Here is a 16,377-nt window from a genome sequence, read left to right on the forward strand (position 1 = left end):
ATTAGTTTTATTTTTGAGCAAACAAAATACAACATGACTATTTTAATTCTTGGTTCTGGCGGAAGAGAACATACTTTTGCTTGGAAAATATCACAAAGCCCTTTATGTAAAAACCTTTATGTTGCTCCAGGAAACTCCGGAACGGCAGAAATTGCTACCAATATAGATATTGGGGTAACCGATTTTCAATCGATAAAAACACTAGTTTTAGAAAAAGATGTAAATATGGTTGTTGTAGGACCAGAAGATCCTCTAGTACAGGGTATTCATGATTTCTTTTTACAAGACGAAGCCTTAAAGCATGTCGCAGTTATTGGACCAGAAAAAGCAGCAGCAGAGTTAGAAGGAAGTAAAGAATTTGCTAAAGAGTTTTTATACAGACATAATATACCAACCGCAGCTTACCAGAGTTTTAATGCAAGTAATGTAGAAGAAGGGTATGCTTTTTTAGAAACTTTAAACCCTCCTTATGTTCTAAAAGCAGACGGATTAGCAGCTGGAAAAGGGGTTTTAATCTTAAATGATTTAGACGAAGCGAAAGCCGAATTAAAAAGCATGTTAGTAGATGCTAAATTTGGTGCAGCAAGTAACAAAGTAGTTATTGAAGAGTTTTTAGACGGAATAGAATTAAGCTGTTTTGTTTTAAGTGATGGAAAAAACTATAAAATTTTACCTACAGCAAAAGATTATAAAAGAATTGGCGAAGGCGATACAGGATTAAATACAGGTGGAATGGGAGCAATCTCTCCAGTACCTTTTGCTACCAAAGAATTTTTAAATAAAATTGAAGAACGCATTGTAAAACCTACAATTTCTGGTTTACAAAAAGATAACTTGCCTTATAAAGGTTTTGTTTTTATTGGTATCATTAAAGTTGGTGACGACCCAAAAGTTATAGAGTATAATGTAAGAATGGGAGATCCGGAAACCGAAGTGGTTTTACCAAGACTTAAAAATGATTTAGTAGAAATTTTTCAAGCCATAGCGAATCAGACTTTAGATCAAATAGAAATTGAAATAGATGAGCGTGCAGCAACAACTGTGATGTTGGTTTCTGGTGGTTACCCAGAAGCGTATGAAAAAGGAAAAGAGATCACTGGTGTGAAAAACATAACAGAATCTTTAGTTTTTCACGCAGGAGCAAAATTAGATGGAGATAAAATTGTAACTTCTGGTGGACGAGTTATGGCAATAACAAGTTATGGAAATACCTACCAAGAAGCCATAAAAAAATCTTACCAAAGTATAGAAAAACTACATTTTGATAAGATGAATTATCGTAAAGACATTGGCTTTGATCTGTAATTCCTATAAAAAAGAATGTGCAGAAACAGTTTTGTTTTCTTCGTTGTTTTTATCAAATGATCTTAATTGAAGCATCCAGTAAACCATTGCTACAAATCCAATAAGAATAAAAATCCAAGAAATAGTATTTGCTGCAAACCAGTTTTCAAGTTCTAAGTTTTTAATTGCATCTAAAGGTGCAAATAAAACATTTACAAATAGGTCTTGTATTGCGTAAAAGAAATCTTTCATAATAGTAATAATAGTATATTTACAATACAAAAGTACAAAAAGAGTTAATGATTACAAGTATTTTTAGTAAATCTAAGCCAATAAATTTTTTAATCGTTTTTGTAATTACTGCTTTGGCGTTTTTAAGCGTTAAATTAAAGTATACACAAGGGCCTGTTACTAGCGTGTTTGTTATGCAACAACTAGTAACTTTTATGGTTTCTTATTTTTCCATTTTACTATTGAATTTTATTGTAACTAAAAATGAATTAACACTAAAAAGTAATATAGAAATAATCTTATTTAGCCTTTTCTTATTACTAATACCAGAATCATTAATTAGTTCTAGAGTAATTTGGGCTAACTTTTTTATTCTTTTTGCCTTAAGAAGACTAATAAGTTTACGGACTAAAAAAAACATAAAAAGCAAACTGTTTGATGCCACTTTTTGTATCGCTGTTGCTTCCTTGTTCTATTTTTGGGCTATTTTATTTCTTTTTTTAATCCCATTGGTATTATTGTTTCATTCTAGTGATAATATAAGGCATTGGTTAACACCAGTTATTGGTATGGCTACCGTTTTTATATTGTGCGTAAGTGCATCGATATTAATTAATAATACCTATTTAGACTTTTTTAATAGTAACTACAAAACAAGTTTGAACTTTAACAGCTATAACACTTTACAGTTTTTAGTTGCTTTAACGTTACTATTTTCCTTTGGATTTTGGTCTGTTTTTTACTATTTAAAAAACTTTAGAAAGAAAATAAGAACTATTAGACCCGCTTTTAAAACAATTTTGGCAATGTTAATAATTGCTTTTATACTATTTGTTATTGCGCCAAATAAGAACGGAAGTGAACTTTTATTTTTATTTGCACCTTTAGCAATAGTTGTTACTAATTATATTGAAACGATTAAAGAAAAATGGTTTAGAGAGCTATTTTTTGGTGTTTTATTAATTGCTCCATTTGTGTTGTTAATGTTGCACTTTTTTTCCGAAAGCTAAATCACCAGCATCACCTAAACCAGGAACGATATATCCTTTGTCACTTAATTCTGGATCAATGGTACCAATCCATAAATGCGTGTCTTCGCTAAAATTTTCATTTATAAAATCGACACCTTCTTGTGCACCAATTACACTAACTAAATGTACGTTTTTTGGTTTTCCAAAAGGTTTTAAAGCTTCAAAAGTAGCAAGCATGGATTGTCCTGTTGCTAACATGGGATCTGCTAGAATAAGGGTTTTGTTCTCTAAGCTTGGACAAGCTAAATATTCTACTATAATTTCAAAACTATCCGGATCTTTTTTATGGTGTCTATATGCCGAAATAAATGCGTTTTCTGCATCATCAAAATAATTTAATAAGCCATTATGTAATGGTACTCCAGCTCTTAAAATAGAACATAAAACAATGTCATTATTAAGTAAATTCATTTTACAATTACCTAATGGAGTTTCAATAGTCGTTGTGTTGTATTGTAGTGATTTACTCATTTCATAACCCAAAATTTCACCAATGCGTTCTATGTTTCGTCTAAAACGCATACTGTCTTTTTGGATTTTCACATCTCTTATTTCCGAAATAAAAGAATTTAATATGGAATTGTCTTCTGCTAGATTAAATATTTTCATGGGATAAAAATAAGAATAAATTAAATAGTAAGATTGCGAGTTTTACCGATTTTTTAGGAGTTTTGTCTAAAAAAAATGTAATTATTCGAAAATATTAAAAATAGTTCAATTTTGTAATATATTTGATTCCCCTTTTAGAATAATCTACCAGAAATTTCTTGCCTGTTTTATGTTATAGTATGCTATAATTTAAACATAAAACTAACTAACATGAGATTAAAAACTACAATTCTAGCCTTTATGGCTTTTTCTTTTGGTTTTCAGACAATTCAAGCTAATGCTCCGTTAAGCATTGATGGGGAAGCTGCAACTGTTATGATGACCACAGAAGACAATTCATTAATTGTTTCTGCAGGATGTCATATTTACACCGTAAACATGCAGACGTATCAAGCTACTTTATTAACATCCTCTCCTTATGTATCCGAGATAAATTCTTTAGCTGTAGATGCTAGTACAGGATGGATTTTTTACGTTAGTAACCAGGCTTCTAAATATAACTGGACAGTGTATGGTTATAATGTATATGCTAATACGCATAAATCTTTTGGTGATATTAGGTCTTATTTTACTTCTAGCGGGCATGCATATTCCTCTAGAGGTTTAGGCTCTGGGGGTGCTACTTTTTATAATGGTAAACTTTACTTTGCTATGGAGTACCCTTCAAGTTGTTATAACTATAGAACTTCAAGTGGTATTGTAAATGTAAAGGACGAATTACAAAGAGAATTAGAAGGTGTTAAGATTAAAAAAGGTTCTCTTGTAAACACTTCTTTGGAAATAAATACAGGAAGATTAGGTGCAACAGAGACTTTACCTACCGCAAATACTAATCAAACTAAAAGTATAAAAGCGGAAGACAACTATAATTTACGTGATTATGTTTCTGAATCTAGTTTATTGGACAATAGGGTTTCTTCTGCAGGATCTTCAACTGGATCTTTAACAGGATCTAATAGAGGTGTTTCACAACGTGGACATAGCAATTATAGTAGTTATAATAATAAGATTTATTTGCTAGAGGTTTGCTTTAGTAATCTTTCAGACTTTAGTGGAGATTCTTCTAGTATTTCTAATGCTAGTCCTAAATATGATAATGATGGGCATTCTAGTTTTAGATATAAAGGAGAGCTTGGTGATATAGCTGTAAGTGATGACGGAGAAATTTATGCGGTTACAACCTATCAAATTCAACATTTCGATTTTAATACCAATACTTTTAATTGGGCAAATAACGAAGATGTTTATGCGCAAATAGCAAAAGATAAGAACAGTAATTTTCACTTACTTAAAAATAAGAAAACGTGTTCGCATTACGGGTCTTGTTATTCTAGCTGTACTAGAAAAAGTTATGTGCAAAGCTATACAGAGCCATCTCAATTACAAACGTATAATGATATTCAATTAGGAGGTTTAATTGAAATTCATGGTTTATCTGCGGAAGATCAAGGTAAAATAACGGATGCTGCAGATTATTTAAACCTAGTTGTAGATGTTGAAGTTTCTTATAATTTAGAAGGAACCATTTTTGATGACGATAACGAAAACGGAACACAAGAAACGGAAGAATCTAATTTAGATAGCGTTAGTGTAACATTATATGCAGACAGCAATAATAATGGAGCTTTAGATGCAGGTGATCTAGAGTTAAGAGTTACTTCATCAGATGCCAATGGCTATTATAATTTTACAAATATTACAGAAGAAGATATACTTGTAATTGTAACAGTTCCAGAGGATACAGATGAAAATACATACCAAGCAACAACCAGTGAAGTTGTAGTAATTACGGCAACGGAAGATGTTTCTGGAGTGGATTTCGGAATTAACGAAAATAACATAATTAACTATGTTATTGAAGGAGTTGTATTTGATGATGATAATGAAAATGGTCTTTATGAGATGGAAGAGGCGTATTTAAACAACATTCCTGTTATTTTATATGCAGATAGTAATAACAACGGCGCTTTAGATGCAGATGACTTATTGTTAGAAGAAACAACTACAGATGAAAATGGTTATTATTCTTTTACGGAAGTAAGCTATTATAGCGTATTAGTTGAAGTAGTAATATCGGAAGATACAGCAGATAATACTTATACATTAACAACAGATGAGGTTGTCGCTATTCATTCTAATGAAGATGTATCTGGAGTTGATTTTGGTATCAACGAAGAAGAAGTTTTAATGTATACTATTTCTGGTGTCGTATGGGATGACAACAATAGAGATGGTATACATGATGCAACAGAAATGCCTTTACCAGGTATTCTTGTAAATCTATTTAATGATGTAAATGAAAATGGTATTTTAGATGCTGGAGATGAATATCTAGAGACGCAATCTACGTCTTCCACAAACCCTAATTATATCTTTAATAATGTTACGGCAGGTAGTAAAATAGTAAATGCAATAACACCTGAAAATAACCCACCATTCTTGTTTTATACTACTACATTTGATTTAGATGATGAGACTAATAATCCAGATGGTTTTTATGGGTTTAATTTACAGGAAACAACAGAAGGAGTTGATTTTGGTATAGATAAAGTCTTTGGTAACTCTAAAACAGAAGCAGATGGAGGAAAAGACAAAGGAAAATCTGAAGAACCAATACTTGACGATACTGTAATAAGACAATTTACGCAAAACAGTCAAGATTTAGATGAAGAATCTTTAGCGTTATATAATGGTGTGAAGTTATATCCTAATCCTGCTACTAAATACATTATTGTAAAATCAGATTTATTAGATACCAATACTGTTATTAAAGTTTACAGTATTACTGGGAAGTTAATTCTGACTAAAGATTACAGTACAGCGTCTAATATAAGTGAAGTAAAACTTAACTTAGAACAATTAAGTGCTGGATTATATCTTGCGAAAATTTCAACTAAGGAAAATAAAACCATAGTTAAAAGGTTTGTTAAACAATAATTAATCAAATTTAATTGAATTCCAAAAAGCCGCTTTTAGCGGCTTTTTGGTTTCAAAAATGTATATTTGTAATCAAATAAATTAAAAAATGTTTTCAGAAAAAGCCAATAAAATATTTCAAGACGTAATTAATACCTATCACGTTTTAAATACTGTAGATCAACCTTTCACTAATATTTATAATAAAGAAACCAATTTATTAGAACATTTATTATACAGAAAATGTTGGATTGATACGGTACAATGGCATTATGAAGACATTATTAGAGACCCACAAATAGACCCTGTTGCTGCTTTAGCATTAAAACGTCAAATAGATGCTTCTAACCAAGATAGAACAGATATGGTAGAGTATATTGATAGTTATTTTTTAGAGAAAAATAAAAATGTTTCTGTAAAAGAAAATGCGACAATTAATACCGAAAGCCCTGCTTGGGGTGTAGATAGATTATCTATTTTAGCTTTAAAAGTATATCACATGCATGAAGAAGCAACTAGAGAAAATGCTTCAGACGCACATAAAGCAGCTTGTCAAAAAAAATTAGACATCTTATTAGAACAACGTGTAGATTTATCAACAGCAATAGATACCTTGTTAAAAGATATTGCAAATGGTGATAAATACATGAAAGTTTACAAGCAAATGAAAATGTATAATGACGATGAGTTAAACCCAGTTTTACGTTCACTGAAGTAATACATAATTTTTCATTATAAGAAACTCCTTTACTTTTTTTAAGGAAAGGTGGATTTCAATTTATTAAAAAATTGAAAGACGGAAAGGTTTTATGAATACACAAAAACATATTTTAGTCATTCGTCTCTCTGCAATGGGAGACGTTGCTATGACAGTTCCTGTTTTAAGAGCATTTACACAGCAGTATCCAGGAGTGAAAATCACCGTTTTAACACGTGCGTTTTTTACTCCTTTTTTTAGAGACTTAGACAACGTTACTGTTTTTCCTATAGATTTAAAAGGAAGGCATAAAGGTGTTTTCGGACTTTTCAAACTTTCAAAAGAATTAAAAAAACTACATATTGATGGCGTTGCCGATTTGCATAATGTATTGCGAACTAAGATTTTAAAAGTCTTTTTCTTCGGAATAAAATACATGCAAATAAACAAAGGTAGAGCAGAAAAGAAAGCATTGATTTCTGGTAAAGCGTTTAAGCAGCTAAAAACATCTCACGAGCGATATGCAGATGTTTTTAAAGCCCTAGGTTTACCTGTAGATTTAAGTAATCCAACTTTTTCGGAAACCGTTAAGCTTCAAAAAAATACGCTTGCTAAAACAGGAGATAAAACAAAAAAGTGGATTGGTATTGCACCTTTTGCTGCCTTTAAAAGTAAAATGTATCCTTTAGACGCTATGCAAGTTGTTATTGAAGCACTTTCTAAAACGTATACTGTTTTTCTTTTTGGAGGAAAGCAAGATATACAAGAGTTACAGGCTTTACAGATAAATAAGAACGTGGTTAATTTAGCCGGACAATTAAGTTTAAACGAAGAGTTAGATGTTATTTCTAATTTAGACGTCATGTTATCTATGGATTCCGGTAATGCGCACATTGCAGCGATGCTAGGTAAAAAAGCAGTTACCATTTGGGGAGTTACACATCCTTTTGCAGGATTTTCACCTTTTAATCAACCAGAAAATTATGCGTTGTTAGCAGATAAAAAACAGTTTCCTTTAATACCAACTTCTATTTACGGAAATAAGTTTCCTGAGGGTTATGAAGAAGCTTCCAAAAGTATTGCTCCGCAAAAAATTATAGACACAATAAATGCTATAATTTAAAAGATTAAATTGTTGATATTTAGATTTTAAACGTACTATAAAAAAACCCTACTCCAAAGAGTAGGGTTCATTTTAAACTTACCATAAAATTAATAATCCCTAACTATTATCATTTATCGTTTAAAACTAGAACGAATATATTGGGTTTATTATTTAAAAAAAATAAACATCTAGGAAAAGATAATAAAATCGTTAAAGTGTATATTTTTTAAGCTAAAACCAGATTTTCATCGATAAAATGTTAGCACAAGAATGATTTTAAATATTTTTTTACGGTTTATACATCATCATAATCCACTGTAATTTTAGAGGTAGTTGGATGTGCTTGACAAGTTAAAATTAACCCTTCGTCCAATTCACTAGCTGTTAAAATATTGTTTTGTCTCATTTTTGCTTCTCCTTCTGTAATTCTAGCAATACAACTACTACAAATTCCGCCTTGACAAGAATATGGAGCATCTAGATCTTTATCTAATGCGGCTTCAAGAATAGATTGTTTTTGAGACATGATAAATGTGGTTGTTTCATCATCTACAGTAATGGTAATTTCTGTTTCACCGTTTACAGCCTCTTCATTTATTGCAGCTGGTTTTGCAGCTTTAAAAAGCTCAAAGTGTATGGTGTCTTCTGCTATGTCATGTCCTGTTAAAACATCTTTAACGGTATGTATCATTGCTTCTGGTCCGCAAAGGTAAAAAGCATCTACATCTATATGCTTGTGCTTGTTTTTCATTACATAATTAACGGTGCTTTTTTCAATCCTTCCAAAAATAGCATCTTCTTCATCTTCTTGACTAAATACAAACTGTATAGAAAAACGTTCTTTGTAATTATGATGTAAGGCTAATAACTCATCCAAAAACATCGTGTCTTTGGTGGTTTTGTTTCCATAAACCAGAATTACTTTACTATGTACTTCTTCTTCTAAAGCACATTTAATAATACTTAAAACAGGAGTAATCCCACTTCCTGCAGCAAATGCAGCTATATTTTTAGTTTTTGAGTCGTTAGGTGTAAATGTAAACCTTCCTTTTGGCGAAGCTACTTCTAAAGTGTCTCCAGCTTTTAAAGTGTTATTTGCATAGGCAGAAAAAGTACCACCTTCTACTTCTTTTACTGCAACTTTTAATTCCCCGCTTTTTGGCGAAGAACATAAAGAGTAATCACGTCTTACTTCATTGCCATTAATCGTGGTTTTTACCGTTATATATTGTCCTGCTTTAAAAGCAAAAATATCTTTTAAGTTTTCTGGTACATTAAAGGTTATAGTTACTGCTTTTTCAGTTTCTCTATGTATATCTTTAATGGTTAATTTATGAAATTGTGACATAGTTATTATTTTTTGTAAAAATAATGAAGCATTTTCGTTTTGCCTTTCTTTTATTATAAAATTTATACCTAATTATCTTATACATAAGAATTTTATGTATATTTGATTTATGGCGAATAATAAATTATATAAAGGAAGTTTAACAACAATTATTTTAAAACTTCTGGATGAAGGAGGTAAGATGTACGGTTATGAAATCACCCAAAAAGTAAAAGTGATCACTAAAGGAGAATTAAAGATAACTGAAGGTGCTTTATATCCTGCTTTGCATAAATTAGAAGCAGATGGTATGTTAGATGTTGAGGTAGAAAAAGTAGATAATAGACTGCGAAAATACTATAAGTTAACAGAAAAAGGAAGCAAAGAAACCAATAGTAAATTGCAAGAGCTTCAGGATTATATTAAAACGATGCAGCTTCTAGTAAACCCTAAATTTAGTTTGGATTAATGAAAACATCCAATAAAGAAAATATGTCGTACAGTAGGAAAGTAGACAAAGAACAACTGGAAAACCTTTACCAATTCACCAGAAAACATTTTGTAGAGCATTACGATTTGCAAACAGAATTAGTAGATCATCTGGCAAATGATATAGAATCTATTTGGGAAAACAACCCTGATTTACCTTATGAAAATGCGCGAGATAAAGCTTTTGAAAAGTTTGGTGTTTTCGGATTTATGAACGCTGTTGAGCAACGTCAAAAAGCAATGCATAAAAGGTATTTAAAGTTTTTATGGACAGAGCTTAAGCAATGGTTTACTTTACCTAAAGCAATTAAAACGGCTGCCCTTTTTATAATGATCTATGTTGCTTTTACCTCTTCTTTATTCTCGTATTTTATTTTTGCTTTTTATGGGATAGTCTGTATTTGGTCTTTTGTTAAAAGTGTACAGCTTAAAAGACAGTTTAAAAGAAGAAAGGAAGTTTCTAATAAAAAATGGATGCTAGAAGAAATAATATTTAAACAAGCTGGAGGATCTGTACTATTATTAATGTCTCAATTGCCATCTTTGTATAATCTTTCAGATAATTTATTTACCAATTTCTATTTTGTTTTAGGCTTTTCTATTTTTTCAACTTTATTTTTTCTTTGGCTATATATTAGCTTTTTAATATTGCCCCAAAAAGCGGAAGAATTATTGAATAAAACCTATCCCGAATTCTGTGTGTAACATTTTTATATTTTTCACTACTAACCTTTAAACCAAACCCAACCAAAATGATAAAACGTTTTTTAGATTTAGAATGGAAACAGTTTACTCGATCAGCAAGCTTTGGTAAAAGCGTAGTACTAAAAATAGTAATGGCCTTTTTTGCCTTGTATTTTGTTGCTATGTTTTTAATCATGGGAATTGCAATGTATCCGCTACTTAAAAAAGTGTTTCCAGAAAGTGATCCTTTAATAATGTTTAACGGATTTATTTTCTTTTGGATTTTAGGCGATTTAGTAATCCGATTTTTCTTTCAGAAATTACCAGTAATGAGTGTAAAACCCTTACTTACACTTCCTATCAAACGAGCGAAAGTGGTAAACTTCGTATTAGGAAAATCTGCATTATCCTTTTTTAATTTCTTGCCTTTATTTGCAATAATACCCTTTGGGATCACACTTATATTAAAAGATTATAGCGTTGCTACTGTTTTGGTTTGGATGCTAACCATTGTGTTAATTACACTAATAAATAACTTCTTAAATTTTATTATTGAAAGCCTATCTGCTAAAACAGAATTATCTTTTTTACCAATTATACTTTTTGCAGGATCTCTTTTTGCATTAAATCATTTTCAAATAATAAATATTGCCGAAGTTTTATCTAATGGTATTCAGGCTATTTCTAATAATCCATTGTTCCTAGTGGTTCCAATACTTGTTTTAATTGGTCTATACCTGTATAACTTTAAAATTCTTCGTGCTAAATTATTTTTAGATAGTTCTCTAAAATCTAAAACACAAGAAGTAAATGCTTCCAACTTAGAATGGACTAAAAAGTTTGGAGACATTGCGCCTTTTATGCAATTAGATTTAAAATTACTTTGGCGTAATAAACGACCAAAATCTTCGGTTTGGATGCTGTTAATAGGACTTTTATATGGTTTATTCTTTTATCCAAATCCTATGTATCAAGACAAAGAATTCTTGTTTGCATTTGTTGGTATTTTTGTAACTGGAATTTTTCTTATCAACTTCGGACAATTCATTCCTGCATGGGATAGTGGCTATTACAAAATGCTAATGAGTCAAAATATTAAATACAAACAATACTTAAAATCTAAATACACTTTAATGACTTTAAGTGTTATTATTTTATTTGTGTTAAGTATTCCTTACGTATACTTTGGTTGGAAAATTTTACTAGCACATTTTGCTGCAGCAGTTTATAATATTGGAGTAAACACCTATGTCATTTTATTAGGAGGATCTTTCAATCGAAAAAAAATAGATTTAAACCAAAGAGCAGCGTTTAACTTTCAAGGTACTGGAGCGGTACAGTGGATTATTGGTTTTCCGTTAATGCTTTTACCAATGGGAATATTCGCTATTTTCAATTTTGCATTCAATTTCGAAATTGGTATTCTAGTGCTTATTCTTTTAGGAGTAACCGGAATTATTTTCCATCAAAAAATAATGAAATTAATAACCAAGAGATATTTAGCTTCAAAATATAAAATGATTGCTGCTTTTGATCAAGACAACTAAAATATAACCACATGATAACTACTACAAACCTTACCAAAAAATACAATGCAAATCCCGTTTTAAATATTGAAAGTTTAGAAATCCCTAAAGGACAAAGCTTCGGTTTAGTTGGTAATAATGGTGCAGGAAAAACCACGTATTTTAGTCTGCTTTTAGATTTAATACAACCAACTACAGGGTATATTAAAAATAACGATATTCAGGTAAACCTTAGTGAAGACTGGAAGCCATTTACGTCGTCTTTTATAGATGAAAGCTTTTTAATTGGTTACCTAACCGCAGAAGAATACTTTTATTTTATTGGCGAACTTAGAGGGCAAAACAAAGCAGATGTAGATGCCTTAGTAGCTACTTTTGAAGATTTTTTCCATGGAGAAATTCTCGGACAGAAAAAATACCTTCGTGACCTAAGTAAAGGAAACCAAAAGAAAGCCGGAATAGTTGCGGCACTTATTGGTAATCCAGAAGTCATTATATTAGATGAGCCTTTTGCTAATCTAGATCCTACAACGCAAATAAAACTGAAACAAATAGTAAAAGATTTAGCACAAGAACAAGGAGTAACCGTACTTATTTCTAGTCATGATTTAATGCATGTTACAGATGTTTGTGAACGTATTGTAGTGCTTGAAAAAGGAGAGGTGGTTAAAGATATTGTAACTAGCCAAGCAACTTTAAAAGAATTGGAAGCACATTTTGCAGGAACAGAAATAATCTAAAAACACCTCGTTTTTATAGCTAAATTAAAAAAGATGCGTATTTTTACGTGCTTAGGCGGTTTTTATATGCTTTCTAATTTAAAATTAGAGGAGCTATTTATAATATATGCTTGAGTTTACAGTTATTTATTTGAGTTAAATACACAGCTTTTGAAAACATCTTACAAAATTATATTAGTCCTTTTAGTTTCTGTAACCTTAATAACCAGTTGTTCTAGAAAAAAGAACACTTTTATTAGCAGAAATTATCACGCATTGTCTGCACGAGATAATACGCTTTTTAACGGTTACAATGCTTTAGAAGAAGGAAGAGAAAACCTGAATCAAAGCTATACAGATAATTACTGGGAAATCCTTCCTATAGAGCGCATGCAAGTTTTTGAAGAGGTTACACTTCCTGGGCAAAACAAAAACGAAAGCTTTAGTAGAGCAGAAGAAAAAGCAGTAAAAGCCATTCAGAAGCATGGTATGAATATTCAAGGAAAAGAATATAATTACCAAATAGACGAAGCGTATTTACTCTTAGGAAAAGCGCGTTATTTTGACCAACGTTTTGTGCCTTCCTTAGAGTCTTTCAACTACATTTTATATAAATATCCGGCTAGTAATAAAATCAATCAAGCTAAAATTTGGAGAGAAAAATCTAATATTCGTCTAGAAAACGAAGAACTAGCTATTAAAAATCTAAAACGCCTTTTAGATCAAGAAGAATTAGACGGTCAAGACTTAGCAGATGCCACATCCATACTAGCACAAGCCTATATAAACACTAAGTCTTTAGATAGTGCATTAACACAAATTGATATCGCATCTAACGCTACAAAAAGTAATGATGAACGCGGAAGATATCGTTTTATACAAGGACAATTATACAATGCTTTAGGAGATAAAGACAGTGCAAACATAGCCTTTGATAGAGTTATAGATTTAAACCGAAGCACGCCAAGAATGTACCTTATTAGTGCACATATTGAAAAGGCTAAAAACTTTGACTATGAAGAAGGAGACAAATTAGAGTTCCTAGAATTACTTACAGACTTAGAAGAAAATAGGGAAAATAGACCTTATCTAGATAAAATTTACCATCAGATAGCAGAATACCATTTAAAGAATCAATCGGATTCTTTAGCGCTAGCATACTACAATAAATCTTTAAGAACAGACACCAACGATAAGGTTTTAAAAGCAAAAACCTATGAGATTATTGGTGATATGAAATTTATTGCAGCAGCATATAAAAGTGCTGGTGATTATTATGATAGTACCATGACAAATATGGTAGTAAATACCAAACCATACAGAGTCATTAAACGCAAAAGAGATAATTTGGAAGATGTTATTCTATATGAAGACATTGCGAAAAATAACGATAGTATTATAAGATTAGTTTCTTTGTCTAAAGAAGATAAGCTTGCATTTTTTACAAAGCATGTAGAGAAACTTAAAGAGGAAGCAGAAAAAGAACAAGAAAAAGCAGAAGCCGCAGAAAGAAACAAAGGTATTGTAACAACCAATAATAGTTTTGGTAATACTCCGGCGTTAGGAGGAAAGGACTCTAGAGGAGGATCAACTCCTGGTCAAGGTTCTTCTTTTTACTTTTATAATCCAACAACAGTAGCTTATGGTAAATCAGAATTTTTTAAAGATTGGGGAAACCGTAAATTGGAAGACGATTGGAGATGGTCTAGCAACACAAATTCTGGAATAAATGCTTCCGAAGAAAACCCTGCGATAGCAAATGCTTCCGAAGTAGAATTATATGATCCTCAGTTTTATATCGATCAAATTCCTACCGAAGAAAAAGTTGTTGACAGCATAATAAAAGAAAGAAACTTTGCTTACTATCAATTGGGGTTAATCTATAAAGAGAAATTTAAAGAATATCCTTTAGCAAAGATTAAATTTACAGAACTTTTAAATAATAATCCCGAAGAAAACTTAGTGCTTCCTTCTAAATATAATCTATACAAGATTTATCAATTATTAGGAGAACAAGGCGAAGCAGATTTTACTAAAAAAGATATTATCACCAATTATCCAGATTCTAGATATGCAACTATTTTAAATAATCCGGAAGCCGCAAATCTGGAAGATGAAAATAGTCCGGAAACCATATATAAAAATCTTTATAATCAATTTGAAAATCAGGAATACGTAAAAGTACTTTCCGATATAGAAAAGTATATTATAGCCTTTGAAGCAGAAGCTATAGTTTCTAAATTCGAACTTCTTAAAGCAACAGCAACAGGGCGTTTATATGGTTATGAAGCCTATAAAAAGGCAATTAATTTTGTAGCGCTTAATTATGCGAACACACCAGAAGGACAGCGAGCACAGGATTTATCCACTAATGCATTACCTAAGATGGCTAAAAAAGAATTTGCTTCAGATAGTTTAAATGGTAATTATAAAGTGTTGTACAAGTTTAATACAGCGAATACAGAAGAAATAACAAGTTTTGTAAAAACCTTAAAGGAAGTAACAGCACATGTGCCACATTATAAATTAAGTACTTCGGTAGATGTGTATGACCCAGAAACAACATTTGTTGTCATTCACGGTTTAAAAAGTATCGATGGAGCAAAAGGATTTGCATACATATTAAGAGATGAAGATAGATCTAAAATAACAAAACCATCTATTGCTATTTCATCTACAAATTATCAAATTGTTCAGATTCATAAGAATTTAGACGATTATACTAAAGCACAGCAATTATAAAATAAGAATCATGTTTTCAGATAACAAAAAAGATAAAAAAGCTTACGAAAATTCTTCCAGCCAAAACATTATAGCAAAAGGAACCAATATTGTTGGAGACTTTTCTAGTGAAGGCGATTTAAGAATAGATGGTACTATTGAAGGAAATCTAACTACTCCAGGAAAAATAGTAGTTGGGAAATCTGGTGTAATTAAAGGGACGCTAAATGGATCTGATGCTTATTTTGAAGGAAAATTTTCAGGAAACTTAACCTTAACAGGAACCTTAACTTTAAAATCTTCTGCGCATATTGAAGGTGAAGTGGTTTTAGGGAAATTAGAAGTAGAGCCAGGAGCAACTTTTAATGTAAACTGTGTAATGAAAGGAGCCTTAAAAGAATTAAATAATAGCAACACTTCACAAAATTTAAAAAAAGGAAGAAGTGCCTAGTAAATTTTTAAGATTTACATCTACAGCTTTTCAAATGGGAGGAACCATTTGGTTAGGTAATGTATTAGGAAAATGGTTAGATGTTAAATATCAAACCACTTATTTAGAAAACACCATTACGCTTCTAGCGGTTTTTATTGCTATGTACTTAGTAATTAGCCAGGTTTTAAAAATATCAAAAGATAATAAAGACAATGATTAAAAGAATCGTTTTCTATAGTATTGCTTTTTCATTTTTATTTGCAGCTTCTTATGCTATTCACTTATCCAGTTTAAAAGATTTAAACATTAAACTTAGGGTACCACTATTTTCTATCTATCTATTTCATTTTATAGTATCGCTATTTATTTGTGTCGTTTTTGCAGTACTTGAAACTACTAAAAAATGGTCACAACAGTTGGGTTTTGTGTACTTATTTACTTTAATAACAAAACTTATGTTGTTTGTAGTGGTCTTTAAAAATTCTGTTTTTAAAGTCGAGAACCTTAGTAAATTAGAAGGATTTAATCTGCTAATTCCGGTGTTCCTTTTTCTTTTTTTAGAAGTCTATTTCATAGCCAGAATATTAAGTAAAAAATAGTGGTTA

General features: G+C 30.9%; 16 protein-coding genes. 13 read left to right on the forward strand and 3 right to left on the reverse strand.

The window, feature by feature from the left end:
• Positions 1-33 precede the first annotated feature (33 nt).
• Entirely contained in the window at positions 34-1,305 is a 1,272-nt protein-coding gene (gene purD / locus FG167_RS05680) for a phosphoribosylamine--glycine ligase (protein ID WP_203460449.1), read from the forward strand.
• 3 nt (positions 1,306-1,308) lie between these two features.
• On the opposite strand, the gene FG167_RS05685 is transcribed toward purD, so the two are convergent.
• The gene (locus FG167_RS05685) at positions 1,309-1,536 is read right to left on the reverse strand and encodes a uracil phosphoribosyltransferase (RefSeq protein ID WP_203460450.1); all 228 of its coding nucleotides are present in this window, start codon (positions 1,534-1,536) and stop codon (positions 1,309-1,311) included.
• Between the two features lie 47 nt (positions 1,537-1,583).
• Here FG167_RS05685 and FG167_RS05690 point away from each other — a divergent pair, with 47 nt between their 5' ends.
• Complete coding sequence (locus FG167_RS05690) at positions 1,584-2,525, forward strand: DUF6427 family protein (protein WP_203460451.1); 942 nt, start codon at positions 1,584-1,586, stop codon at positions 2,523-2,525.
• Here FG167_RS05690 and upp read toward each other — a convergent pair.
• Positions 2,496-3,155 carry a uracil phosphoribosyltransferase gene (gene upp, locus FG167_RS05695; RefSeq protein WP_203460452.1) on the reverse strand — a complete coding sequence of 220 codons (660 nt, stop codon included), beginning with the start codon at positions 3,153-3,155 and terminating at the stop codon, positions 2,496-2,498. The two genes, FG167_RS05690 and upp, sit on opposite strands and share 30 nt — an antisense overlap.
• Before the next feature lie 210 nt (positions 3,156-3,365).
• Here upp and FG167_RS05700 point away from each other — a divergent pair, with 210 nt between their 5' ends.
• The 3 genes from FG167_RS05700 (at position 3,366) to FG167_RS05710 (ending at position 7,891) form a co-directional block, all read left to right on the forward strand.
• Positions 3,366-6,092 carry an SdrD B-like domain-containing protein gene (locus tag FG167_RS05700; protein ID WP_203460453.1) on the forward strand — a complete coding sequence of 909 codons (2,727 nt, stop codon included), beginning with the start codon at positions 3,366-3,368 and terminating at the stop codon, positions 6,090-6,092.
• 88 nt (positions 6,093-6,180) lie between these two features.
• Positions 6,181-6,789 (forward strand): DUF4254 domain-containing protein, encoded by a 609-nt coding sequence (locus FG167_RS05705; RefSeq protein ID WP_203460454.1) that lies wholly within the window; start codon positions 6,181-6,183, stop codon positions 6,787-6,789.
• A gap of 91 nt (positions 6,790-6,880) precedes the next feature.
• Complete coding sequence (locus FG167_RS05710; RefSeq protein WP_239004449.1) at positions 6,881-7,891, forward strand: glycosyltransferase family 9 protein; 1,011 nt, start codon at positions 6,881-6,883, stop codon at positions 7,889-7,891.
• 277 nt (positions 7,892-8,168) lie between these two features.
• On the opposite strand, the gene FG167_RS05715 is transcribed toward FG167_RS05710, so the two are convergent.
• Positions 8,169-9,221: a ferredoxin--NADP reductase gene (locus FG167_RS05715; protein ID WP_203460455.1), complete on the reverse strand. Its 1,053-nt coding sequence runs from the start codon at positions 9,219-9,221 to the stop codon at positions 8,169-8,171.
• 109 nt (positions 9,222-9,330) lie between these two features.
• Between FG167_RS05715 and FG167_RS05720 the strand changes: the two genes are divergently transcribed.
• The 8 genes from FG167_RS05720 (at position 9,331) to FG167_RS17500 (ending at position 16,371) form a co-directional block, all read left to right on the forward strand.
• The gene (locus tag FG167_RS05720) at positions 9,331-9,669 is read left to right on the forward strand and encodes a PadR family transcriptional regulator (protein ID WP_203460456.1); all 339 of its coding nucleotides are present in this window, start codon (positions 9,331-9,333) and stop codon (positions 9,667-9,669) included.
• A complete protein-coding gene (locus FG167_RS05725) occupies positions 9,669-10,394 on the forward strand; it encodes a hypothetical protein (protein ID WP_203460457.1) in 726 nt (241 codons plus the stop codon). The genes FG167_RS05720 and FG167_RS05725 overlap by 1 nt, the downstream gene beginning before the upstream one ends.
• Before the next feature lie 47 nt (positions 10,395-10,441).
• Positions 10,442-11,920, forward strand: a complete 1,479-nt coding sequence (locus tag FG167_RS05730; RefSeq protein ID WP_203460458.1) for a DUF5687 family protein — start codon at positions 10,442-10,444, stop codon at positions 11,918-11,920.
• An 11-nt stretch (positions 11,921-11,931) separates the two neighbouring features.
• On the forward strand, positions 11,932-12,639 hold the full coding sequence (locus FG167_RS05735) for an ABC transporter ATP-binding protein (RefSeq protein ID WP_203460459.1): 708 nt from the start codon (positions 11,932-11,934) through the stop codon (positions 12,637-12,639).
• Positions 12,640-12,789: 150 nt separating this feature from the next.
• Positions 12,790-15,360, forward strand: coding sequence for a hypothetical protein (locus FG167_RS05740; RefSeq protein WP_203460460.1), 2,571 nt, complete (start codon positions 12,790-12,792; stop codon positions 15,358-15,360).
• Positions 15,361-15,370: 10 nt separating this feature from the next.
• Positions 15,371-15,790 (forward strand): polymer-forming cytoskeletal protein, encoded by a 420-nt coding sequence (locus FG167_RS05745; RefSeq protein ID WP_203460461.1) that lies wholly within the window; start codon positions 15,371-15,373, stop codon positions 15,788-15,790.
• On the forward strand, positions 15,783-15,992 hold the full coding sequence (locus FG167_RS05750; RefSeq protein WP_239004450.1) for an AtpZ/AtpI family protein: 210 nt from the start codon (positions 15,783-15,785) through the stop codon (positions 15,990-15,992). Before FG167_RS05745 ends, FG167_RS05750 begins: the two co-directional genes overlap by 8 nt.
• A complete protein-coding gene (locus tag FG167_RS17500; RefSeq protein ID WP_370568408.1) occupies positions 15,985-16,371 on the forward strand; it encodes a DUF6168 family protein in 387 nt (128 codons plus the stop codon). The genes FG167_RS05750 and FG167_RS17500 overlap by 8 nt, the downstream gene beginning before the upstream one ends.
• Positions 16,372-16,377 lie beyond the last annotated feature (6 nt).

This window comes from Lacinutrix sp. WUR7 (genome assembly GCF_016864015.1).
Classification (GTDB): Bacteria; Bacteroidota; Bacteroidia; order Flavobacteriales; family Flavobacteriaceae; genus Oceanihabitans.